This window comes from Paraburkholderia sp. GW821-FHT02A12, from assembly GCF_059422005.1.
The window spans coordinates 1,796,686-1,820,567 of the sequence record NZ_JBWKWA010000001.1 but is presented as its reverse complement, the minus strand read 5'-3'; the positions used below and the strand labels follow the sequence as shown (position 1 = coordinate 1,820,567).

The following is a 23,882-nucleotide window of genomic DNA, read 5'->3' as shown; positions in this document are numbered from 1 at the left end:
TTCCGCTCCAGTCATCAAAACAGCGACATGGCTGCGTCTGCCTCACCGGCCAGCGTCGGCAGCAGTACGCGCATAACCTGAATGACCGCCGGGCCGAGCAACACCAGCATCAGCGTCGGAAATATGCAGAACATAAGCGGAAACAATAATTTGACGGCGATTTTCCCGGCTGCCTCCTCGGCCCGAAGCCGTCGCTTGAGCCGCAGATTTTCCGAATGCACGCGCAGCGAATCGCCCATGCTGGTGCCGAAGCGCTCCGCCTGTATCAGCATGGCCACCAGTACGTCCAGTTCTTCCACACCCGTGCGCAGTGCCAGGTTCTTGAGCGCGGTTTCCTTGCTTGACCCCGCCCTCAACTCGAGCAGCAGCAGTTGCAATTCTTCGCTCAACGTCCGGCTTTTGAGGTGCATTTCATCGGCCACTTTCATCAGCGCCGCGTCCAGCCCGAGACCCGCCTCCACGCACACGGTGAGCAGATCCAGCGCGTCGGGAAAATCCTCGAAAATAGTCAGCTGGCGCTGACGCACCTTGCGAGCCAGGGCGACATTGGGCAGGTAATAGCCGATACCCGCCAGCACCAGCAGCAGGACCATAAGCAGACTGCCGTTATTGTTCGAGAGGTAAGGTCCAACCGCTATCAGGCAGACGAGAGGCAGCCCAATGACCAGAACCGTCTTGGCGGCAAAAAAAATTCCGGGGGCAGACGGACCGCGCCATCCCGCATGCATGAATTTCGTGCGCAACACCGAATGCTCCCAACCTTCTTTGGGAATCGAGAGTCTGGCGATCGGCTTCGAAGCCTGCACAATCTTCCTGACCCATTGCGCAACCTCGCCATCGTCAGTTTTCGACAAGGGCTGGCCGGAGCTCGTGAGCTGACCAAGGCGGCGATGGATCGAGTTCGGCATGAGCAGCGCCATCACCCCGAATGCGACAACGGCGACAATCACAAAAACGACGGCCAGCAGTATGAGTTGTTCATTTTTCATGGCGGGCATGGGATCGACCCATCTCCAAAGAATGAAAGTGACGTGCCTCGATCAAACATGGATGCGAATGACTTTTCTCATCCAGACCACGCCGAGCATCATCATGACCAGCGCCGCGCCGATCAGTTTTATGCCGGCCGGATCGGTCCACAGAATGCGCAGAAAACCCGGATTCACAATCGAGATCACGAAGGCAATCACGAACGGCAGAGCCCCAAGGATCCAGGCCGACAGCCGGCCTTCTGCCGACAGCACCCGGACCTTGCCCAGCAGCGCGAGCCGGCTACGGATGAGCTGGCCGATATTGGCAAGAATTTCGGCCAGGTTGCCACCACTCTCGCGCTGAATCAGCACCGCGATCACAAAGTAGCGCAGATCGCTGATCGGTACGCGGTTGGCCAGCCCACCCAATGCGTCGTTGAGCGGCACGCCGAAATTGATTTCGTCGAACGCCGTGCGAAACTCGGGGCCGATCGGCTTGGGCATCTCGTCGCCCACGATGCCGAGAGCCGTCGAGAATGAATGACCGGCCCGCAATGACCGGCTGAGCATATCGGTGGCTTCGGGCAATTGCTCCTCGATCAGTGTCAGCCGCTTAGCCTTGGCCCGGCTGACTCTGAGCGGCGCAAAGACGCCCGAGATCAGCATCACCGCCAACAGCGGCAGCGACGGAATGTAGATCATGCTGCCGACCACCCACACCGCAAGCGGTGGAAACACAGTGTAAGAAAGAAACTTCCCCACCGACCAGCTCAGCCCCGACTGAACCAGCCAGCGATCCAGCACATGAATGCGCGGCACCTGCAGCAGCAGCCGGGTCATCAGCTGTGAATTGCTCAACTCGCGCTGCTTGAGAATCGATACCGCCTTGTCATTGCCATGCCCGCCTGCGGACATCATGCGGATGCGGCTTTCGAGGCGTTTGGCGGCGCTGCTGTGCCGGCTCTGCCACCAGATATGGCCGGCCTCGATCAACAAAATGATCGCAAAGAAGACCAGGATGATGAAGCCGTAGTAAAGATAGTTCATGGCGATGTCCCTTTTGGTGGGGCGGCCGCATTCTCGCAGCCGTCCCCGTCCTGCCAGTCGTCTTTGTCTGCCCCCGTTACACCGGATAGTGCTGTGTCGGGTCATACAACGTATCCGGCACCGCCACGCCAAACGCCTGTAGCCGCTCGGAAAATTTCGGCCGCACGCCCGTCGCGCAAAAGTGCCCGCACACCTTCCCGTCCTTATCCACACCGCTACGCTTGAACGTGAAGATTTCCTGCAAATTGATCACCTCGCCTTCCATGCCGGTGATTTCCTGAATACTGACGATCTTTCTGCGCCCGTCGGTAAGACGGGCCACCTGAATGATGACGCTGATCGCCGAGCTGATCTGGTGACGCGCGGCCTTCTGCGGCAGATTCAATCCGGCCATGCCGATCATGTTCTCGAGCCGTGTCAGCGCGTCTCGCGGGGTATTGGCATGCACCGTCGCGAGCGAGCCCTCATGCCCTGTGTTCATCGCCTGCAGCATGTCCAGCGCCTCGGGGCCGCGCACTTCGCCCAGAATGATCCGGTCGGGCCGCATCCGCAGCGCGTTGCGCACCAGCGAGCGCTGCGTGATCTCCCCCTTGCCTTCAATGTTGGGCGGACGCGTTTCGAGCCGCAGCACGTGTATCTGGCGCAACTGAAGTTCGGCGGCGTCTTCGATCGTCACGATACGTTCGTCGGACGGAATGAACCCCGACAGAACATTGAGCAATGTCGTCTTGCCGCTGCCCGTGCCGCCCGAAATCAACGTGTTGATCTTGGCAGCGGACAGCGCTTCCAGCATCTGAACCATCGGTGGCGTGAGGCTCTGATAGTCGACCAGATCCTTCACCGTCAGCGGATTGACGGCAAAGCGGCGAATCGACAGCAGCGGGCCGTCGATCGCCGACGGCGGAATGATCGCGTTCATGCGCGAGCCATCCGGCAGACGTGCGTCCACCATCGGGTTCGATTCGTCGATGCGGCGGCCGACGCGCGACACAATTTTTTCGATGACTTTCATCAAATGCGCGTCGTCGTAGAACGTGACGTCGGTCAGTTCCAGTTTGCCGCGCCGCTCGATATATACGTGCTTGCAAGTGTTGACCAGAATGTCGGAGATCGTCGGATCCGCCAGCAGCGGCTCGAGCGGTCCAAAGCCGAGCATCTCGTCACGCACGTCTCGCACGAGGTGGCGCCGCTCGACCTCGTTGATCGGAATGTTGTCTTCTTCGATGATGCGCTCGACCAGTTGCGCCAGTTCATGCTGAATCTGTTCATTCGACAGGCGCTGGAGTTTTTCCAGCTCAACGCGGTCGATAATGGCCTCATGCACGTTCTTCTTGAGTTCCTGGTACGCTCTCCTAGCCATTCTGTTCCGGTTAAGGCTTTGCTCGTGCGCAGACGCATCGCCTTGCTCACGAAATTGCTCGCGCAGCGTCAAGATGTTTTCCATTTTCCTCTCCTGTCTCAAGCCCTGCTCAACACGGGCTTACCGAAAAATTTCTGCAGAACGCCCCGCCGATCGTTTGCCGGCGGCGGCGACAGGCTTCGCACCAGTTCGCTCAGGCTCTTTGCCACGCCACTCGATTTGGCGAGCCGCAAAATCGGTACGCCCTGATTGATCGACGCCGACACCGCAGCACCGTCTTCCGGAATCACACTGGCCACCCGCAGGCCCAGTGCCTTCTCCAGTTCGGGCAACCCCACCGGCCCCTTCTTCTCGTAGCGATTGACCAGCACGCGCACCTTGTCACCCCGGTAGCCGAGCGAGCGGAAGATATCGAGCAGCCGGCGGCCACCACGCAGATACGGCAAACTTAGTTGCAGCACCGGAAAAATGCACTCGCTCTGGTCGAGTGCCGCAATCGATACGTTGCTAATACTCTGGCCGATATCGAAAATGATCACGTCGTATTGACTCCGCACCAGATGCAGAATCCGCTGCAAATGTTCCGGCTTGATTTCCTTCGCCTTGGCTGGATCAGGTGCGCCGGCCAGCACATCGAAACGATCGCTGACGTGAGTCAGGCACGCATCGAGAAATGCGGGGTCGAGCCGGTCGATCTGGATGCTCACATCGGCCAGCGTGGCGGGCGGCGTGACTTCCGATACCAGAAAGGCCGCCTCACCGAATTGCTGATTCAGATCGATCAGCAGCGTACGCTTGCCGACCGCCGACGCGGCGAACCCTAGATTAGCGGCCAGGAACGATGTGCCGCTTCCACCTTTGCAGGACACGAAAGAGATCACCCGGCCCTCGCACCGCGTGCCGGTAACTTTTTGAGCGATGCCTTCGACGGCATGCTGCAGGTCTTTTGGATCAGCCGGCCACGGCTGCACATCGCGCACGCCGGCACGCATCGCACGAATCAGCAGATCGGCGGACGGCGACGGTGCCAGCAGCATGCAGGCCAGACCGGCTCGCTGTGCAGTGAGCGCAGTGAGTGTGCCGAAATCCTGCTGCGTCATCTGCGCGCCATCGATAACCAGCAAATCGACACCATCGAGCGCCTGTTGATGCGCGCACAGATCGGCCAGCCCTGAGGTCGATGTCCTGACCCGGTGATGGGACTCTCCCGCCGCGACGATCCGTGCGATCGCGCTGGCATGGGCGGGATCCGATGAAATCGTGAGGATGTCGATCATTTCGTTCTTCCCTGTGGATGGGCGATGTACTAATTGCAAGTGGGATTGGTGCCGTTCACACTATTCAGGCTTTCTCTTGGCAAAGTTGTCGAGAATGGCGGCATCGATATCGAAAGCGGCAGAAAGGGCATGAAAGTATTGACAGTGACGTTGGTCACGCTGACCGTGACCGCAGTGCATGACGAAGCGTCGCATCCCGACGGCGTGTAGGCCACGGTGACGTTGGCAGGCTGCAGGATCGGCAGCAACTGCCGCATCTGTGCGATCACCGGGTTGCTCGCCGACTGGCTGCTGTTGACGTCGCACACCACTGCCATACGGGCGCCAAGCCGGGTCGCTTCCGCTGCGGTGTTCCAGTAAAAGAGCACGCGTCCCATCTCCATGATGCCGATCAGCAACGTGAAGAAAACCATCGATATCATGGCAAATTCGAGCGCCGCGGCACCGCACTGGCGCCGGGCGCCAGGCAAACGATGGGTGTTGAGCATTTTCATAGCGTCTGCCTCATCACGCAGCTGATATCGCCGAAGATCAGATTCGCCAGATTAAAAAACCCGGTGATCTGCGCATACGGATATCCGGTGACTTTCACTTGTACGAGATTGATCGTGTCGCCAGTCGGATCGGTTTGCACGTTCTTGAATTGCCCGGTACAGCCGTTGGTATTCACCTGATCGCACACCACGACCATGTTCGTCGTCAATCCCTCGACGAGAGGGGCGCCCGAGCAGTCATTCGTGCCGTAAGCAGCGAGACACTGGGCTTGTGCGATCGGGTAGGTGCTCGTCGTCGGATCGTATGCTGACAACAAGCGTGTCGCATCGCGAACCGACTTGACGATGGTGTTGTACTCATAGAACGCATGACCGAACTCGGCGATGCCAAGCAGCAGAATGATCATCGGGATCGACAGCAGCGCGAATTCGACGGCCACGGCACCCCGCATGCGGCGAGGGGATCTGATTCGATTGCGCATGACGGCTCTCCTATTGCACCAGCACGGGCACCATCGGCCCTATGCCGGCAGTCGTGCTGCCGGGGATACCCTGCGACGCACAGGGCGAAGTCGGGTCGGAGGCATCGCCGCGATATTCGAGATAGACGGAGCCGTTGAGCGGCGCGTGGTTGATGTTTTTCTCCATCGGGTGAAGCATCAGCACGCAGGCCCATGACTGAATCGCCGATTTCTGGCTGCTTTGCAGCGCCCCGCAGTCGACCACAGGGACCAACGCCAGCCGGCGGTCGGCGCCATTGGTGTAATAGCTTGTCGGTTGTGGCCCAGAGCTGGATCCCTGAACGGACAGCCCCGATGCCGTATCGCCCTGGTAGGGTGTGCGGCCCGGCCGCCGGTTGTCGCGGAAATCCGGGAAGACATTCTGCTGGAGCTGTGGCGCGCCTTTGTACGGGGCGGCTGCGGGCGAGTAGGCATAGCCGGTGAAATCGGGCACCGCAGCGGAGGGATCAGGCGGAGCTTTGTAGGGATTCTGGTAAATCCCGAAACGGGTATTCCAGGGACCGTCCATGCTCTGAATGTTGCCTGTCGCGCCGACCTTGCTGCCAACCGTGGGTAACGAGCACTGGCCGGCACCCGTCAGGAGTGTCTTGATCTCGGGAACCGTCATGAGACTCCCATCGGAGTTGTAATACTTGACCCACATGAAGTTGCCGGTCAGCTGGTTACTAGAACCGACCTTGCTGGCCAGCCACTGGCCCACCGTATAGGGGGTGGCGGCCGGCGGCTGGCAAACGGACACCGGCAGTGCACACGTCGTCTGCGACTGCGTGGTCGACGCTACCGCGGTTGCAGCAACAGCTGACGTGCCGAGCGTGGCGCTGATCACCTGCATGAACCAGTTGCTGATGTTGGCGCGGTTGACGGTACAGCGCACAAAACCGATGCTGGGCACATCTGCAGCACCGAACTGGTCTTTGGTCAGATACGGGCCGGTAAACTGCTTGCTGAACGTGACGTTGCTGTTGGTCGTGAGCACCACATTTTCACTCTGCAGCAACACCCGATTTTTCTCACCGACAGAAATACCCGCTGCCTCGGGCGTCGCCAGCGACACCGCCTTCGTGAGATCGCGCGCAGCCGCCAGCGCACAGGCATCGGCGGCGTTGGACAACTCGCTCTTGGCGGTGTACAGCTTGCCCAGATCGATGGCGAGACCAGCAAAGCCGATCAGCACCGCGAGCGTCAGTGCGACGATGATCGCCACGACGCCGCGCTCGCTCCGACGAGCCGGACTGCGCGCACCAGCTTGCATTACGTGACGCATGACGACCTCCCCTGCATGTTGTTTTCACTGACCGCCGGCCCCGCCGCCGCTTCCGCCCCCAACGCCGATAACGAATGCATTCGGCGAGGGTGTGGGCTGTTGAAACGATTTTTCGTAGGTGTCCATCGCCGAGACGGCGGACTTGCCGTCAATGCCCGGTGCGGACTGCGCGTGCTCGGCGGCGTGCGGATCGATGATCTGGGCCTGCATGACGGCGCGCTCGGCCTCGCCGAAGTGTGCATCCCAGATCGGCGTGCTGCTCATGCAGCCGCCGAGGGCGGTGAGCATCGACACGGCGAGCACGGACCGATGCGCGAAGACGATGTGTGCGAGTTTCATGAGAGTCTCCTTGACGATGGCATCAGTGTTCGACAACCTGGCTGGCCGCGGCGGTCTTTGCGACCTGCTGTGGCTTGTGGCCTTGCGTGCTTGCGGCGGCAATCCGGGCGGCAGCGCTTTCGATGCGCGCGGCGCGCTCGGCTTCACGGTCGGCGGCCGATTGCGCTGCTGCCGTTGTTGGTGGCGATGTCGCCGCTGTCGCTGCTGTTGACGGCGCCGCGGTCGACGTCGGGCCCGGCACCGCAGCCTGCGGCTCGGCGGGCGGCAACGCTGTCGCGACGGGTGCGGCGGGCGTTTGCGGCGCCGGTTCGGGCGAGGACAGCGGTGCCGGCGGGGTTACCGAAGCCGGTGCCGGCGTGGGCGAAGCGGCCGGAGCAGTGCCAGCTGGTGCAGCAATCCCTTTCGGGTGACGGCCTTCCATGTTGCCGGTCGCGTAGACATCGACTGCGTTGGGCTGCGAGAAGCTGTCCGTCGGCAGCGGCAGGTCGGCGGTTTGCAGCGGCTTGACGAGATGCGGCGTGACGATGAACACGAGTTCCGTCAGGTCCTGCTGGAACGACGTGCTGCGCGCCAGCGCACCGAGCACCGGTATTTCGCCAATACCGGGTATCGCTTTCAGCGCGCCGGTGACGTTGCTCTTCATGAGTCCGCCGATCGCAAACGACTCGCCGTCGCTCATCTGGACGACAGTGGACGCACGACGGGTCGTGATCAGCGGCAGGATTGATACTCCGCTAACGTTGGTCGCGCTGAGCGTAATGCCGGTCGGCGACAGCTCGGACACCTCGGGTGCGACCTTCAGGCTGATACGGCCGTTGGAGAGCACGGTCGGCGTGAACTTCAGGCCGACGCCGAATTCCTCTTCCTGCAGCGTGATCGTCGTCGCGCCTGTACTGCTGCTCTGCGGCACCGGAATGAAGATCTTGCCGCCGGCGAGGAAGGTGGCCTCCTGGCCGCTGATCGCGACGAGATTCGGTTCGGCGAGGATCTTGACGAGGTCGTCCGTCTTCTGCGCATCGATGGCGAAGCTCAACGGGTGGTTGTTTGCCTTGCTGCCCGTAATGAGGCTCGTCACACCGGCCAGCAGGTTGCTCACGAGCGCGCCGCTCCATGAGCCGAAGCCGCCCTGAATGTTGAGCGCCGAGCCCAACTGGTTGATGAGCGTCTTCGACACCTCGGCGACCTTGACTTCGAGCATCACCTGCTGCGGCGCGTCGACCGTCATCATGTTGATCACTTCGGCCGACTTGCTGGTGCTCGAACTCTGCTGGTTCACAGGCATGCCGCCTAAGCTCCCGGATCCCGCCTGCGATTGCTGAGTCGGCTGTGCGTCCGCGTAGGCCTTCGCGATCTGCATCGCCTGCTGGGCGGCCGGCGAGTTCGATACGTGGCCCCCGAGCACCAGGTTTCCCGCTGCGGTCGAGACCCGAATGCCGCGCTCGCCGGGCAACAGTTGCCCAAGCGATTGCTGCACGCCATTGGCGTCGATGTTGACGATCACGTCGATCATCTGGCATCCGCCGCTGCGCCCCTGAACGATCATGTTGGTCGTGCCGACCGCCATGCCGACGAGGTAGAGCGTGCGCGGCGACACCAGCGTGGCCTGCACGATCGACGGATTGCCGAGTGTGCGGTTGCGTGCCGGTTCGGCGAGCGGCACGAGCGTCGACTTGCCGACCGGCACGACGACACTGGTCTCGTCGTGGATATCGCCGCTGCAGTTCGGGCCGCGCAGCGGCGCGGCGGCAGCGGCGCCGGCTGCTCCGCCGGCCGGCATCGGCGCCATGCTGACCATCATCGGCATCGGCGCGCGGCCAGCCGGCAACGGCGCATTCGGCCTGGCCTTCGCGAGCGCCGGAAGCTCGACCGCTTCCTGCGCTGCGCCGCTTTGCGCGACAAGCAATCCGGTGCACAGCGTCGCGGCGAGCACGATGCTGCCCGGCGCGCGGCAACGCATCGCGCCGCTGGATGAGAACCCCAGTTTCGTCTTCATTTTTTCATGCCCCCGTTTCCCGACATCTGTCGATCGAGACTTCCATTCGTTGCTTTCGTGATACTGGTCGCAGCGGCTCGTCTTCGCAGATGCCGCCGCCTCCGCCCTAGAAACATTCGACGCTGCCCAATACACCCGAGAGCACGCCTACGCAGTCCCGCTTCGCCGCCGGTCGTGCGGCGTAGCGCACGCGCGCCGGACGTACTGGCAAAGCAGCAGGTGCCGAGGCGGGTGCGGCTGCAGGTGTGCCGAGCAATGTGACCTTCGTCGCGCCGACGGTAGGCAGCGTCGCGGTATCCACCTGGTTGCGCAGCACCAGCGACAGCGTGCCGACACTGCGCGCCAGGTCGAGTTTTTCCGCCTGCTCAGGCGTGACTTCGAGCGTGACCGCATTGACGACTTTTGGTTTCGTTTCGTCACGGCCTACTTCCTGCGCGACAGCCAGCACCAGAATTTTTTCCAGCACGATCTTGGAGATGCTTTCGTCGTTGCCCGATTTGTTCGCGCTGCCTTTGTCTCGTTGGGTGCTGACAATGATGTCGACATAGTTGCCCGGGAGGGCGAAGCCCGCCACGCCGATCACATCATTGACGCGCACCGTGATTGCGCGGCGGCCTTCTCCGATCACCGCCGATAGCCCGCCCTGTGTACCGACCGGCGTCAGCTTTCCCTCCAGAATCGGTTCGCCACGCAGCGCGCTGTTTTTCATCACACGCCCGTCGAGTTTCTGCACATCGGTGAACGCGCCGGCCGGTATGCTGCCCGCTGGCCAGTCGACCATCTTGATGAATTCAGGGTTAAGGCGTTGCCCGAGATTGACGTCAAGGGCGGCGACCGCGACTTTGGTCGTCATCCCCGACGATCGATCCATCAGCCAGCGCGATGCCATCGCGACCGCACCGAGCCCCGCCACTGCGGCGACCAGCAACATCACCAACGCACGTACGTTCTTCATGATGAATCTCCCTTATGCCTGACCTGTTCCTGACTAGAATTTCCGGCCGCCTAACCGGTCACTTAACCGGCCGCGAATTTTTTTGCTACCCACTCCGCGCCGCCCTGTTGCTGTGGCGGCTGGTTGTCGTGTTCGCCGACCACCGCGAAGTAACTGTTCCAGGCGCGCAGCAGGTTCGGCCCGTCTGCTACGGCTGGCTGTTCGAGGTATCGCGCGTTGGCCAGCACGATGCGTAGCAGATCACCCGGATAACACGCCAGCAGTGGCCGGCCGGACGACATATGCAAGTGATGCACGAGGTACTCGAAGGCGTCGTCGTCCGACGCCACGCCGAGTTCTTCACTGCGCCGCTCGTACACGGCGCGATACTCGACGACATCGAGCGGACCGACATACAGCTTGCAGCCGAGGCGCCGGAAGAACGCCTCGTCACCGAGGTCCGACGGTGCGAAATTGCTCGAAAACGCGACCCAGACATCGAAAGGCAGCGAGAAGCGTGTACCGGTATGCAGCGTGAGCATGTCGCGTCCGCGATCGAATGGCACGATCCAGCGATTGAGCAGATCGGCCGGTGCCACGCGCTGGCGGCCCAGGTCGTCTACAACGTACAGGCCGCCGTTGGCCTTCACATGCGGTGGCGCCTGGTAAAAGCCGCTGGCCGCGTCATAGCGCAGTTCGAGCATGTCGAGCGTCAGCTCGCCGCCGGAGAGCACGGTGGGCCGCTTGCAAATTTGCCAGCGGGCATCCGGAGGCGCGCTCAACGCGCTGTCGGGCGCTGTCGTGTCGCAGGGTTCGTGAATCAGCGGGTCGAAAATCTGGATGACTTCGTTTTCGACGACGATCGCATATGGCACGGCCACCTGGCCCGGCAGCAGCCGTCCCAATCGTTCGGCTAACGAAGTTTTTCCGCTGCCCGGCGGGCCGAAGAAGATCACCGGTTTGCCGCTGTTGACTGCGCCGCCGATCTCGTCGAGCAGCGCTGCCTTGATCGTCAGACCGGCAAAGGCAGCCCGCATGCCGGCGCGGGTGGCCTGCATCTGCCGCACCGATTGCCGCTGCAGCACGGCTTCGTAGGTGGCGAGCGCTACCGGCGCCGGGCCGACGTAGCGGCAATGGGCCATAAACTCGGCTGCGCGCTGACGCCCGTTATCGGTCAACTGAAGGTCGACGTCCATATCGCTGGCGCCGCGCCGCACGATCTCGAGCACCCGTTCGCGCACCGCAAAGGCCGCCACGCTGTCGAGCACGTTGACGCCCAGCTTGAGGCGCTGCACCAGTTGAGACAGCGACACCCTGCCCAGCAGGAAGGCAGTCTTCGCCACCAGTTCAAGCAGGAAATTCTGATCCAGGCCGGTATCAGCGATCGTGCGCGGCGCACGCGCCAGCAGATGCGTTTCTGCGTCCCCCCCGTTGAGGCGAGCGCGGCTGGCGTCCTGCAGGCGACTGATGTCAGCCGGCGCGCCTGACGCCGTTTTCAGCTTGTCGGTCATGTTATTCCCCCGGTTATCCCGTGCCGCGCACGAGCCCTGCTGCGCTTATTGCTTATTGCTTATTGCTTATTGCTTATTGCTTATTGCTTATTGCTTATTGCTTATTGCTTATTGCTTATTGCTTATTGCTTATTGCTTATTGCTTATTGCTTCTTCCCCCTTCTACGAGGGCTTTTCCGTTATGCTCGGGCGCTTACCCACTTCGCCATCAGAGCGTGCCTCCTCTCGCCTAGAGAAGCATCACACCCAGCGTGCCGAGGGCAATCGCAACGCCGTATGGCAGCGACCCTACCGAGACGAACGTAGCGCCTTCGCCTCGCGCTTCGTTGTTGCCGAACCGCGCGGTGCCCGCCAGCAGGATCGCCAACATGTTCGCTCCGGTGGCCTTCACTGCACGCTTGAGTACGATCGCCGCCAGCGCCCACACGCCGCCTAGCACCCATGTCACCAGCACAATCTCCAGCGCCACGTCCGGTCCGACGAACGAGCCGACCGCCGCCATCAGTTTCACGTCGCCCGCGCCCATCGCGCGCAGCAGGTACAGCGGCAAGAACAGGCCTCCCCCGGTGAGCATGCCAAGCCCCCACCGGCTGCTACCTTCACCTGCCCCATGCAGACGCCACTCTATCGCCAGCGCCAGCGCCAGCCCTGTCAACACAAGCCAGTTCGGAATGCGACGGGTGTGTAAATCCCAACCCGCGGCCACCGCCACCAGTGCCAACAGGCACGCACCTACCGGAAATTCGAAGGCATTCATGGCGTTTCCCGTTTTTGTTTTGCCATGGCAAAACAAGCAGCTGACCCAATGAAAAAAGGGACGGCCCCTTCTCAATTTTTAGGGCACTGTGATATTGCTAAACCACAACTCCGTTAAACCACGCACCGAGATTGTTGAACAGGGTATTGAGGCCCCCGCCGAGAATCGTTGCGCCCCCAATGATGGCCACCCCTACCAGCGCGGCGAGCAGGCCATACTCGATCGCCGTCACGCCATCTTCTTCGCGCAAGATGTTGTGAATCAAATCAAAAGTCCTCGTCATCTGAGCCCCCAGAAAAAGTTCGTTCCTCAAGCGTACTTCGCCAGTGCGATGCAAGGAGCTGCTCTGAAGCAGGCACAGGCAGCTCCTTTACCGACGGTTATGCTGCGGTTGCAGCGGCGGCGGTCATTCTGCCGCCGATGTTGGTGAACAGGGTATTGAGGCCCCCGCCGAGAATTGTTGCACCGGCAATAATGGCGACACCCACCAACGCAGCCAGAAGTCCATATTCAATCGCCGTCACACCATCCTCTTCGCGGGCGAAGTCACGGACCAGGTTGAGAGTCTTTTGCATTTGAAGCTCCTTGAAAAAAAAGTTTTTAGTACCCCAAACATGCCCGCGCGGGACCGAGCAATCATGAACGGCTGCTGACTGCGCAGCCACGATTGGCCTGGCTCATTGGGACGGCGCTGGCGCGCATCGTGTCGGCTTAGCGCACTCCGCCCCGTCCCCCTCCCCAAACCCACCACTCCGGAAACCTCGATAACCGTCGATAGCAGTGATCGATGTTCCGGCCTTCGGCACGACCGGTCATGCAGACTGGTGATGTGCGAAGTTTTCCGGCGCCGCAGAATTGATTACCCCGTCAGCAGTTCTGTGACGCCGAAACCGGGACGCCCCGCACTGCTCGAGCGGCGCGTCACCGGTGCGAGACAGTTAGCCAGAAGGATGCCAGGCCGTGGAAAGGCTTGATGGCATTGAATGTTTGGGGCAAGCAAAAGAGTTAGACGCGCTAGCGATGCGAAGAATGTTTCACTTCTGATAAGGCTTTGGCGAGAAATCGGCCCAGCTGGCCGAAAAAATGCATCACCGCCACGCATGAAAGATGGCCGGCATCCGGGGCACGTGTTGTTGCGATCAGCGCTACGTCTGTGCGAATGTGTCCTGCCCGATTTGCCACCCTAACCGCTTGTTTTTCCGAAGAAAAAACTGGCTAGCCCGGCGCCATAAAAAGTAAAGAGCCCGCGGGTCTGCGATACAGCGACAGCTCGCGGAATGATCGTTTGCTCATGCGCAGAATGTTCGCTCGACTACAGAGTCGATCTGTTTTTGGTAAGGAGAAACACGGATGACGCGCAGTCTCGGCACTGATTCGACTACCCAAAGGAAACTGTCCCACTTGTTGCAACGTTGATACGTCAGTCACATCCTTGGTTCTCACGGCGCTTGAAATTTTCAGATATGGGAGCGTTTTCGTTCGAGCGCTCGAATGTCTCCTCGCGTGTCGCGGTGCCGCTCGCTCAAGTTCGAATGCAACGGCAGCTTCTGAGTGCACAGCGGCCGTAGCTTCGACCGTTTTGGTCGACGGAACATCAACCGATGAGGGCTTTTCTGTCTAACCGCGTACAGCCCTCGATGAATGACTGTACCTGTTTAAGGTCGATGCCCCGAGTCGACTCTGATCGGGCTGTCGCGCCCTTGCGAAGAATGCCAATAAACCGGCTGGGCGCAAACGACGCGGTGTTCGTTCGTTTCCTCACAAACGGCCTGACGCGCTTCCTTTAGACTCCCGGAAAACGCCATCGCTGGCGCAATCAAATATAGAAGCGACCAATACGGGGAACACTTCATGGACAGCAACACGCATTGGCTAAATCGGGAACGCCTGACAATTTATCCGCCAAGCTGGCACCGACCAACGAACAGAACAGACCATGCAACCCTGCCGCAAGCCAGGGCGGCCTGACGAAATCGACCTCCCCAATTTTTGCTCGCTCTCTGGGACACCAGCCGGCTCGCGATATCGTTTGCCATACCGCACGAGGTGCTCACAGCGTGACGCGACACTTGAGTAACCCCAGACCCCGCCATCATGACTGGTATAGAGTCGTGTCAGCCTTCTGATGCATCGCGCAGAACGACGGCATCGCGTACGTCGGTAACGAGCCGTGATTCGAGCCGTGCTCCGAGCCGTGATTCGTCGGGGAAAATACCGATACATCCGCGGACGAATCGGGACGTTACCCCTGTATGGGAGTTTTGTGGTCCTGGCTGTGACGGCCGCATCGAGATTCTTTTTTTTGCAGCACCCGCAGCGAGTAGCATCGAAGCACCGGACGTCGTCGCGCAGCCGATTTTCAGGCGTGCAACAACGTAAAAAGAAAGGGGGGAATATCGTGCCAAAATCACCAGACCGTTTTCGAACGACCTCTTGCGTGACGGCCGATTCAGCGCAGTCCGCACCCCAACGCCAGCCGGACACCCAGCACCGTCTGATTTGCGTTGCTCGCGCACCGAGCGACGTGCTCCTGGCGAATATGCGCCTGGCCGGCTGGGAGGTTACCGTGGCGAAAACCGCCGCCGGTGCGCAAGCCGTGACAGGGAAAACAGGCGTCGCAGCAGGTCTCATCGATTTCGACGGCTTCGCGCCACGCGACTTTGCGGCCCTCAAGGAGTGCCTGAGCCAACCGGCCATCGGCTGGGTGGCGGTCTCGGCCGAAGGCCACACGGCAAGCCGCGTCGTGCGCGAACTGATTCGCAATTATTGTTTCGATTACGTCACGCTGCCGCTGCCGTCTGAATGGCTCTCCCATGTGCTCGGGCATGCTCGAGGCATGGCGGCGTTGGATTATTTTGACCATGCTGCCGAAGCCACCCTTCCGGGCGACAAGGAGATGGTTGGCACCTGCGAGGCGATGCAGCAGCTTTTCGGCATAATCCGCAAGGTCGCCAACACCAATGCCAGCGTGTTCATTTCCGGAGAATCCGGCACCGGCAAAGAACTCACCGCTCACGCTATCCACGAGCGGTCGCCGCGGCGCAAGGCGCCGTTCGTTGCGATCAATTGCGGCGCGATTCCGCAGCATCTTCTTCAGTCGGAACTGTTCGGCTACGAACGCGGCGCGTTCACCGGCGCGGAGCAGCGCAAGATCGGCCGCATCGAATCGGCGAACGGCGGCACCCTGTTTCTCGATGAAATTGGCGACATGCCGCTCGAGGCACAGGCGAGCCTGTTGCGCTTCCTGCAAGAAGGCAGGATCGAACGGCTTGGCAGCCACGAATCGCTTCCCGTCGACATACGCGTGATTTCGGCCACCCACGTCGACCTCGAAGCCGCCATACTCGACGGACGCTTCCGCGCCGATCTGTTCCATCGTCTGTGCGTGCTGCGTGTCGACGAGCCGCCGCTGCGCGCACGCGGCAAAGACATCGAAATACTCGCGCATCACGTCCTGCAGAAGTACAAGACCGAAAGCACGCGCAAGATTCGCGGCTTCACGCCATCGGCGATCGCCGCCATGTACAACCACCCGTGGCCCGGCAATGTGCGCGAGTTAAACAATCGTGTGCGCCGTGCGCTCGTGATGGCTGAAGGCAGGCTGCTGACGCCCCATGATCTCGACCTCGAATCGCCGACCGACAAGGAAGCGATGACGCTCGACCTCGTACGCGAAGAGGCCGAGCGCAGCGCGATCGAAACCGCATTGCGGCGGCACGATTACCGGATGGGCGAAACGGCGGCGGCGCTCGGAATCTCGCGCGTCACGCTGTATCGGCTGATGGTCGCGTACGGAATGCGCAACGTCAAAGATATGGCTGTGGACGATACGGACGAGATACTGAACGGGGACCCGTCCGTCTGATTGGCGACTTTCCGGTTATCCATGTGCGTGATGCCGACGCTCCATCGTCTGCGCCGAACTTGTCCACAGCAACGAATGCATCAGGGCGTTTCTCCTTCCTGCGGCTTTTCGTCAAGATCGCTCCTGAACTCGCTCTTCCTGTGTGAACCGTCGCAGAACGGCTTGTTGTTCGAGTGTCCACATCGACATAGCCAGACTTCATCCTTATCTACCTCGATATTTTTCCCGCCTTGGGTGGTAATCTTGAAGTCGCCCTTGATGTGGTAAGGGCCGTTGTTCCGGGGGGTGATAATTGCAGTTGCCATTTGCGCCTCCGATCGTTGTGAATCGCGCGGTCCCGCACATGTTAGGGACACCCGATGCGGCAACCTGAATACAGGTTAAATTTCAGTCTATCTCTGATACGGCGCCAAGGTGCGGCGCGCATCGCGGCATCGCACAAAAACCAGTCGGAAATTCGCCGCGAATCGTGTGAGGACATCATGATCCTGCTCGCCGATGCGGTGCTCGTCATGCACGCACTGATCGCGCTTTTTATCGTGGGCGGACTCGCTGCGATCTGGGTCGGCTCGGCCCTCGGTTGGGATTGGGTACGCCGCCGGCTGTTCCGGCTCACTCATCTGTTCGCGATCGGCCTGGTGTCGGCCCTGTCAGTGCTGGGCGTAGTCTGCCCCCTGACTGCGCTGGAAGACTGGCTGCGAAATGGCTCGGTTGGGGCGCAAGGCTTCATCCAGCGCTGGGTGAGCCGCCTGCTCTATTACGATGTGCCGGTCTGGGTGTTTACGCTCGCTTATGTGGTGTTCGCTCTGGCGGTGCTGCTGACCTGGCGCAGGGTGCCGCCCCGGCAACGCACCTGACGCACCGAACGCACCCAACGCACCCAACGCAAAGGCAGTTTGCCGTGCGATCTACGGCGCGGCCGTTGTGTCGAGAAGACGGGCTGCTTCACGTCGGGTCTCGTCGGCCTCACGCGGTCGCCGGGTCTGGCTGAAGAGCGCGCTCAGGTTGCCAAGTGTCCGCGCTTCATCCTGACGGTAGGCCGCGCGATTATCTCGCGACAGAGTCCGGTAAAGATCCAGCGCGTGTCGGTAGGCGTCTTCCGCCTCGCGTGGGTGGCCGCCGTGACTGAAAAGGACACCTAGATTGTTCAGCGTCCGCGCTTCGTCCGGCTGGTAGGCAGCGGGGTCTTCCTGCACGAGCGAACGATAGATTTGCAACGCATCCTGATAAGCCTGCTGTGCATCCTTCGGCCGTCGCGTGGCACGATAGAGCGCGCCAAGATTGGTCAGCGTGCGCGCCACGTCGGGCCGATACAGTGCTGGACTCTCCCGGGCAAGCTGCTGCCGGATCGTGAGCGCTTCCTTGTAGGCATGTTTTGCCTGCTGCAGTCGATGCATGGCGCTATACAGGTTGCCGAGGTTGTTGAGCGTACGCGCGAGTGCCGGGCGATAGGCCGCAGGGTTGCCTCGCACGAGAGCCCGCTGGATGTCCAGCGCCTCGCGATACGCCTGCTCCGCATCGCTCATGCGTTGTGTGGCGTCGTACAGGATGCCGAGGTCGTTGAGCGTCGTCGCGATATCAGGCTTGTAGGTCGCGGGATCGCGATAGGCCAACGCACGATCGATGTCTAGCGCTTCGCGGTAGGCATCCGCTGCTTCCCTCAGGCGCTGTGTATCGCGATATAGAACGCCCAGGTTGTCGAAGGTTTCTGCCACAGCCGGCCCGTAGGCCGCCGGGTTCTGTTGCGCCAGTACCCAGTAGATCTCAAGCGCCCGCAGATAGGCGGCCTCCGCCTCCTTTGGCCGTTGCATCCCGACGTAAAGGTTGCCAAGCTTGTCGAGCGTGCGTGCAATTTGCGGCTGGTAGGCCGTAGGCTTCTCCTGCGCAAGCATCTGATAGCGCGACAGCAGCGTACGGTAAATCGGTTCCGCACGTTCAAACTCGCGTTGCTCCTGCAAAGAGTCGGAAAATGCAGTCGCAATGTCGGCGTCTTCCGGTTGCAACGCGTAGGCCTTTTCCAGATACGGCAATGCGTTCTGCGGCGCGAAGCGCAGCAGTTCGATTTCGCCAGCCTCATAACAACGCACCGCCAACACCTGCGCGGTTCCCTGTTGTTCGGCAAGCAGCCTGGTCAGCAGTTTTGACGCGCCATCCAGATCGAAGCGCTCGAGCGCTTCGTCTATCTGCAGTTCAAGCGGATCGGAACTCCGTGCGATCGAGGATCTGCGCAGCAGATCCTCGTAACGTGCGGTCCATTTCCGGGCTTCGGCTACCAGATCTGCGTCGGGCCGCGCCCCGATTTTCCCGGCAAGGCGCTCGATTAGCGGTTCGATATTGACGAACGCGGTATCGGTCCTGCGCCCGATGCGGCCCGATTGCGCATGCACTGCACCGAGTATCACGTTGGCGGCTCTCGCGAGCGAGACCCGCTGCGCACCGGAGAGTCTCGCGCCCTTCACCGCGCGGTTCAACCCGATGGTCATGCGGTTGAGCGTCTGGACGGACAATCCGCAATCGGCCTGTACCTTGAGGCCATCTTTGACATCGACCTCGGAGAACGCCGGAGAACAGGCACTTCCCGCGTCCGCAGCCAGGCATCCTCCGGACAACACGGCCAGCGCCACGCCCGAAAGAATCTTGCGCGCACTCATTTCCCATCACGCTCGCCGTTCTATGGAAAGCAGCGGCGTCCGGCAATGCAGCTTGCTTCCCTCCTCCGGCCGACGATCGCGGCAGCCACGCGGAGCAGAGCAGCGCTCCTGCCAGGAGGTGCAGCGAGTCGGGCTGCCCAACTGCGGAGCAGATGTTTTACCGGTTGAAAAAGCACTACGCGGGCCTGCAGTCAGATCAGGCCCGCACCTGGATGTGATTGACGACGCCCTCGACGGCATCCAGACACCAGGCGTCCTGTTCCGCCCGCCGTCTTTCGGCTTCGGTCGCCACCCAACCTGCCAGCGTAATCCTGTGGTTTTCCACATTGATGGTGATCTGGTCGGCGCGCACCCGCAGATCGGTTTCGAGCACCAGTTGCAAAGCATCGGAAATCTCATCGTCGCCGTCCGCTTCGGCGGGCACCAGCTCCAGCAGATTCACGACGTCACGGCAGCCGCCGACCCACCACGCAGTCACACTCGCGAGGCGCCTGTGAGACAGGCTGATCACTTGCCCCGTCAGGGTCACCACACCGTCCTCGACCGTCACTTCGACGACGCCGCTGCCGTCGTTGCCCGCCTGATCCATGGTGCCGCGCAGCACTTCAAGCTGGCCCTTGACGCGCGCACAGATCACGCAATTGCGGAAATCCACCGCCTGCGCCAGCCGTTCGCAGACACGCGTGCGCAACTCGCCATCGCCGACCGGCGGGCTGACGGCGACACGCAGCCGGTCGACCAGACGCTGGCCCTCGCTGTGTACCTGGGTCAACTGAAGAAGCCGTTTCTTGGATGCGATATCTGGCACCTCGCCTGCCACGGTCAAGGTGCCGCCGTCGAAACTCATATGAATGGGATGATTCTGGAGCTTCAGGTGTGATTCGCGTTCGAAGGCTGCCATCACCTGCTTCAACACCGTATCGCTGCGTTGCATGATCCGCCTCGCGCAATGGTTGGGTGACACAGCGCCCCTTTATGGCGCACTGCACAAGCCTTGCCGTATCAGGCGGGCGCTGCTCAGGTCGGCAGACCATGCATGCGACGGGCGAAGCGTGCCCGCTCGGCTCGATCCATCAGTTCCAGGAATTGATCCGTGTCCATGTGAATCAGCTCTTGATGATCGCCGGCCTCAAAATAGACGTCCGGATGCTGGGCAAGGCTCTCGTCGAGATAGGTTTGCATGCCATAGGCCGTACATACCGGCGGAAGCGCCCCTGCGTCGCAATCCTTGAACAGCTCCCGCAGATCGACCTCTTTGGCCAGCAGGAGGTGGCGTCCGGTCTTTGCCCAAAGCTCGGACAGCCGCACGGCGTAGGTCGATGGCAGCACAGCCGCCACATAGCCGTGTTCGTCTTCGAAAAGCACGGTCTTGGCGAGACGGTCGCCGGGAATATGTGCCGCCGCCGCAGTTTCGGTGCTGGAATGGCTGTACGGATGATGCACGATTTCGTACTGGGAGCCCTTGCTGCTCAGGCAGCTCTGGAGAGTGGCAGAGATTGCCATGACACACCTCCTCTGGAAGGAAGGAAACGAGGGATTATTGCGCAAGATTCCTTAAGGATAGTTCGCTTTAGCTCGCGCGTGAAAACATGCAGACGGCCGCATGCGGACGGCAGCGCCATGACTGTGCGGGCGTGACGACGAATGGGACGATCATCCCGTATGGCACGCGGGTCTGTTTTCGCCAATAATGGCCCCACATCCACTACTGGACGAGGGCGGCCATGCGCTACAGCCCCGACGCCATCCGCACGATCGCCCTGGTCGGGCATGCCGGATGCGGCAAGACATCGCTTGTCGAAGCCCTGCTGCACCGAGGCGGCGCGCTCCACGCGCCCGGCAGCGTGGAGCGCGGCACCACGGTCTGCGATTTCGACCCGCTCGAGCGCAAATATCACCACTCGCTGAACTCCGCCGTCACCCACCTGCACTACCGGGATACACGCATTTATCTGCTGGATACACCCGGCTATCCGGACTTTTCCGGGCTGTCGATCAGTGCGCTGCCCGCTGTGGAGACTGCCGCCATCGTCGTCAATGCGCAGACCGGCATCGAAACCACCACCCGGCGCATGATGGCGTGGGCGGAGGAGCGCAAGCTCTGCAGAATGATCGTCGTGAACGGCATCGATGGAGAAAAAGCCGACCTTCCCGGCCTGCTGCTGCAGATTCAGGAGAACTTCGGCAAGGGATGCCTGCCCATCAACCTGCCGGCGCAGAGCGGCCGCCAGGTGGTGGATTGTTTTTTCAACCCTGCCGGCGACGCCGATTTCCTGTCTGTTGCGGCCGCGCACGATGCGCTGGTCGATCAAGTGGTCGAGATCGACCCGGCCTTGATGGAGCTTTACCTGGAGCAAGGCGAGGCCATCAGCCCGGAGCAGCTGCACGAGCCCTTCGAGCGGGCGCTGCGCGAAGGTCATCTGGTGCCGGTCTGCTTCACGTCGGCGGCCAACGGCGCCGGCATCGCGGAACTGCTCGACGTGTTCGTCCGGCTTCTGCCCAATCCGCTGGAAGGCAACGCGCCGCTCTTCTACCGCGATGCCGGCGGCCGCCGGGAGGTCGTGCGCGCCGAACCGGTCGCCGACAAGCATGTATTGGCCCATACCTTCAAGATCGTCATGGACCCCTACATCGGCAAGATGGCCGTGTTTCGCATCCATCAGGGCACGATCAGGCGCGATAGCCAGCTCTATATCGGCGACGGGCGCCAGCCGTTCAAGGTCGCCCATCTATTGATGCTGCAGGGCAAGGAGCACGAGGACGTCCAGCAGGCCGGTCCAGGCGATATCTGCGCCACGGCCAAGGTCGACGAGATCGGCTTCGATGCCGTGCTGCACGACGCGCCCGAGGACGGCGACATCCACCTGACCCCGCTCGACTTCCCCACCCCCATCTACGGTTTGGCGATCGAGCCTGCGCGCCGGGGCAACGAGCAGCGCCTCTGGGAAATTCTGCAAAAGCTGAGTGCGGAAGATCCGTGCCTGCGTATCGAACACCCGGTCGGCACCAACGAGACGGTGGTGCGAGGTCTGGGCGAGTTGCACCTGCGCCTCGTTCTGGAGCGACTCTCCGAGCAGTACAAGCTCGAGGTGGTGACACGGCCGCCGAAGATCGCCTATCGGGAAACCATCGGCGCCAAGGCCGAGGGGCATCATCGCCACAAGAAGCAAACCGGCGGCGCCGGACAATTCGGCGAAGTGATGCTGCGCGTGGAGCCCCTGCCGCGCGGCGCCGGCTTCGAGTTCGTCGACGCCGTCAAGGGCGGCGCCATCCCCGGCCAGTTCATGCCCGCCGTGGAAAAGGGCATCCAGCAGGTCATCGACAGCGGGCCGCTTGCCGGCTTCCCGATGCAGGACGTGCGAGTCACCGTCTTCGACGGCAAGAGCCATCCAGTCGACTCCAAGGAAGTGGCGTTCGTCTCCGCCGGGCGCAAGGCCTTCATCGACGCCGTGCTGAAAGCCCAGCCCGTCCTGCTCGAACCCATCGTGGACATCGAGGTGATGACGCCGGAAGCCGCGATGGGCGACATCATCGGCGACCTGTCCGCCAAGCGCGGGCAGGTTCATGGCACACGCACGGCCGCCGGCAACGCCGTGGTCGTCGCAGGGCAGGTGCCGTTGTCCGAACTCAACGACTATCAGTCGCGTCTGAACGCCATTGCCGGCGGGCACGGCACGTACAGTATCCAGCTCAGCCACTACGATCCGGTGTCCCCCGCTCAGCAGGAGCGGATGGCGGCGCAGCACAAAAAACAGGGCGACGGCGCGGCGCCATGAGCGGCATGCCAGTCGAGCGACCCGACACGCCACCTGATACGCCACCTGATACGCCACCTGATACGCAACCTGATACGCAACCCGACAGGCCACCCGGCGTAACGCGTATTCGACGACAGGCGGTCGAACACCCGTTCGCCCTCCCTGAAGCACTGGATCGCGGCTACGCACTTTCTGACGGCGACGCTGCACCGCCGCACGTGAGAACGACGCCGTGCGCAGATCCGGGCTACGATGTGCCGGACCCAGGCACATAGGACGGCACAGCGTTGGAAGGAGGCTATGCGATGATCGCGCTGTTTACTGACTTCGGGGCCGACGACATCTATGTCGGACAGCTGAAGACTGCCTTGCTGCGGCACGCGGCAGCCGGCACCACTCTCATCGATGTGCTGCACACTGCGCCGAATTACAACCCGCGGGCAAGCGCGCATCTGCTCGCCGCGCTTCGAGGCTGGTACCTGCCGGATACGGTGTTTCTGGCCGTGGTCGACCCCGGCGTAGGCGGCGAGCGCGATGCGGTCGTGCTGCAAGCCGACGCGCAGTGGTTCGTGGGACCGGACAACGGTTTGCTCTCGGTCGTGGCGGCGCGCGCGGCGCGTTCCCGAACCTGGCGCATTACATGGCGTCCCGCGATGCTCTCCGCCTCGTTCCATGGCCGCGATCTGTTCGCCCCGCTGGCAGCCTGGCTCAGCTGCGGCGACCTGCGTCCCGACCCGCTTCTCAATCCGCTTCCCGACAAGCTGGCTGAAAGCGCGGGTTTGCGTGTGCAGCTTGGTGCGGACGATCTGGCCGAAGTCATCTACGTGGATCACTATGGCAATGCGCTGACCGGGCTGCGGGCTGGCACCGTGCCGAGGAGCGCCCGGCTGGACATTGCGTCCAGAGAAGTCGCCTATGCCCGGGTCTTTGCCGATGCACCGGCCGGTCAAGCCTTCTGGTACGAGAACTCGGTCGGGCTAGTGGAGATTGCGGTGAGCGGCGGCAGCGCCGCGGCTCAGCTTGGTGTGCGTGTCGGGGATGCAGTTCGACAGCGGCGCTTGCCCCCCGATCCGTGCAAGGACGGGAACAGCTGACGCCCCGTAGTCCGCCGTCGCCGATGCGCGCGTGTCCGATCATCCG

General features: G+C 61.7%; 22 protein-coding genes. 4 read left to right on the top strand and 18 right to left on the bottom strand.

Features of this window, described 5'->3' with window-relative positions:
* Positions 1-14 precede the first annotated feature (14 nt).
* From AC07WT_RS08110 to AC07WT_RS08045, 14 genes are all read right to left on the bottom strand, one after another.
* Positions 15-998 carry a type II secretion system F family protein gene (locus AC07WT_RS08110; protein WP_494946672.1) on the bottom strand — a complete coding sequence of 328 codons (984 nt, stop codon included), beginning with the start codon at positions 996-998 and terminating at the stop codon, positions 15-17.
* A gap of 42 nt (positions 999-1,040) precedes the next feature.
* Complete coding sequence (locus tag AC07WT_RS08105; RefSeq protein WP_494946671.1) at positions 1,041-2,018, bottom strand: type II secretion system F family protein; 978 nt, start codon at positions 2,016-2,018, stop codon at positions 1,041-1,043.
* Positions 2,019-2,094: 76 nt separating this feature from the next.
* Positions 2,095-3,450 (bottom strand): TadA family conjugal transfer-associated ATPase, encoded by a 1,356-nt coding sequence (locus AC07WT_RS08100; protein ID WP_494948401.1) that lies wholly within the window; start codon positions 3,448-3,450, stop codon positions 2,095-2,097.
* A gap of 26 nt (positions 3,451-3,476) precedes the next feature.
* A complete protein-coding gene (locus tag AC07WT_RS08095; RefSeq protein ID WP_494946670.1) occupies positions 3,477-4,655 on the bottom strand; it encodes a CpaE/TadZ family protein in 1,179 nt (392 codons plus the stop codon).
* A gap of 29 nt (positions 4,656-4,684) precedes the next feature.
* Positions 4,685-5,149: a TadE/TadG family type IV pilus assembly protein gene (locus tag AC07WT_RS08090; protein WP_494946669.1), complete on the bottom strand. Its 465-nt coding sequence runs from the start codon at positions 5,147-5,149 to the stop codon at positions 4,685-4,687.
* Positions 5,146-5,631, bottom strand: a complete 486-nt coding sequence (locus tag AC07WT_RS08085; protein WP_494946668.1) for a TadE/TadG family type IV pilus assembly protein — start codon at positions 5,629-5,631, stop codon at positions 5,146-5,148. The genes AC07WT_RS08090 and AC07WT_RS08085 overlap by 4 nt, the downstream gene beginning before the upstream one ends.
* A gap of 10 nt (positions 5,632-5,641) precedes the next feature.
* Positions 5,642-6,934, bottom strand: a complete 1,293-nt coding sequence (locus AC07WT_RS08080) for a pilus assembly protein TadG-related protein (protein WP_494946667.1) — start codon at positions 6,932-6,934, stop codon at positions 5,642-5,644.
* Positions 6,935-6,958: 24 nt separating this feature from the next.
* Positions 6,959-7,273 carry a hypothetical protein gene (locus tag AC07WT_RS08075; RefSeq protein WP_494946666.1) on the bottom strand — a complete coding sequence of 105 codons (315 nt, stop codon included), beginning with the start codon at positions 7,271-7,273 and terminating at the stop codon, positions 6,959-6,961.
* Positions 7,274-7,295: 22 nt separating this feature from the next.
* The gene (locus tag AC07WT_RS08070) at positions 7,296-9,266 is read right to left on the bottom strand and encodes a type II and III secretion system protein family protein (protein WP_494946665.1); all 1,971 of its coding nucleotides are present in this window, start codon (positions 9,264-9,266) and stop codon (positions 7,296-7,298) included.
* Positions 9,267-9,372: 106 nt separating this feature from the next.
* A complete protein-coding gene (cpaB, locus tag AC07WT_RS08065; protein ID WP_494946664.1) occupies positions 9,373-10,221 on the bottom strand; it encodes a Flp pilus assembly protein CpaB in 849 nt (282 codons plus the stop codon).
* A gap of 62 nt (positions 10,222-10,283) precedes the next feature.
* Entirely contained in the window at positions 10,284-11,711 is a 1,428-nt protein-coding gene (locus AC07WT_RS08060) for a DUF8689 domain-containing protein (protein ID WP_494946663.1), read from the bottom strand.
* A 229-nt stretch (positions 11,712-11,940) separates the two neighbouring features.
* Entirely contained in the window at positions 11,941-12,468 is a 528-nt protein-coding gene (locus AC07WT_RS08055; RefSeq protein ID WP_494946662.1) for an A24 family peptidase, read from the bottom strand.
* A gap of 97 nt (positions 12,469-12,565) precedes the next feature.
* Positions 12,566-12,733, bottom strand: coding sequence for a Flp family type IVb pilin (locus tag AC07WT_RS08050; RefSeq protein ID WP_494946661.1), 168 nt, complete (start codon positions 12,731-12,733; stop codon positions 12,566-12,568).
* Positions 12,734-12,848: 115 nt separating this feature from the next.
* Complete coding sequence (locus AC07WT_RS08045) at positions 12,849-13,043, bottom strand: Flp family type IVb pilin (protein ID WP_494946660.1); 195 nt, start codon at positions 13,041-13,043, stop codon at positions 12,849-12,851.
* Between the two features lie 1,820 nt (positions 13,044-14,863).
* Here AC07WT_RS08045 and AC07WT_RS08040 point away from each other — a divergent pair.
* Positions 14,864-16,333 (top strand): sigma-54 dependent transcriptional regulator, encoded by a 1,470-nt coding sequence (locus AC07WT_RS08040; RefSeq protein WP_494948400.1) that lies wholly within the window; start codon positions 14,864-14,866, stop codon positions 16,331-16,333.
* A gap of 80 nt (positions 16,334-16,413) precedes the next feature.
* On the opposite strand, the gene AC07WT_RS08035 is transcribed toward AC07WT_RS08040, so the two are convergent.
* On the bottom strand, positions 16,414-16,638 hold the full coding sequence (locus AC07WT_RS08035) for a CDGSH iron-sulfur domain-containing protein (protein WP_492590257.1): 225 nt from the start codon (positions 16,636-16,638) through the stop codon (positions 16,414-16,416).
* Between the two features lie 177 nt (positions 16,639-16,815).
* Between AC07WT_RS08035 and AC07WT_RS08030 the strand changes: the two genes are divergently transcribed.
* Positions 16,816-17,190, top strand: a complete 375-nt coding sequence (locus AC07WT_RS08030) for a DUF2784 domain-containing protein (RefSeq protein WP_494948399.1) — start codon at positions 16,816-16,818, stop codon at positions 17,188-17,190.
* A gap of 51 nt (positions 17,191-17,241) precedes the next feature.
* Here the strand turns inward: AC07WT_RS08030 and AC07WT_RS08025 are convergent, their stop codons facing one another.
* From AC07WT_RS08025 to AC07WT_RS08015, 3 genes are all read right to left on the bottom strand, one after another.
* A complete protein-coding gene (locus AC07WT_RS08025) occupies positions 17,242-18,984 on the bottom strand; it encodes a tetratricopeptide repeat protein (protein ID WP_494946659.1) in 1,743 nt (580 codons plus the stop codon).
* A 196-nt stretch (positions 18,985-19,180) separates the two neighbouring features.
* Positions 19,181-19,918 (bottom strand): BON domain-containing protein, encoded by a 738-nt coding sequence (locus AC07WT_RS08020; protein WP_494946658.1) that lies wholly within the window; start codon positions 19,916-19,918, stop codon positions 19,181-19,183.
* An 83-nt stretch (positions 19,919-20,001) separates the two neighbouring features.
* The gene (locus tag AC07WT_RS08015; RefSeq protein ID WP_492590260.1) at positions 20,002-20,487 is read right to left on the bottom strand and encodes an aminoacyl-tRNA deacylase; all 486 of its coding nucleotides are present in this window, start codon (positions 20,485-20,487) and stop codon (positions 20,002-20,004) included.
* A 221-nt stretch (positions 20,488-20,708) separates the two neighbouring features.
* On the opposite strand from AC07WT_RS08015, the gene fusA reads away from it, so the two are divergent.
* Together fusA and AC07WT_RS08005 are read left to right on the top strand one after the other, a co-directional pair.
* Complete coding sequence (fusA, locus tag AC07WT_RS08010; protein ID WP_492590261.1) at positions 20,709-22,760, top strand: elongation factor G; 2,052 nt, start codon at positions 20,709-20,711, stop codon at positions 22,758-22,760.
* A gap of 287 nt (positions 22,761-23,047) precedes the next feature.
* Positions 23,048-23,836 (top strand): SAM hydrolase/SAM-dependent halogenase family protein, encoded by a 789-nt coding sequence (locus tag AC07WT_RS08005; RefSeq protein WP_494946657.1) that lies wholly within the window; start codon positions 23,048-23,050, stop codon positions 23,834-23,836.
* Positions 23,837-23,882 lie beyond the last annotated feature (46 nt).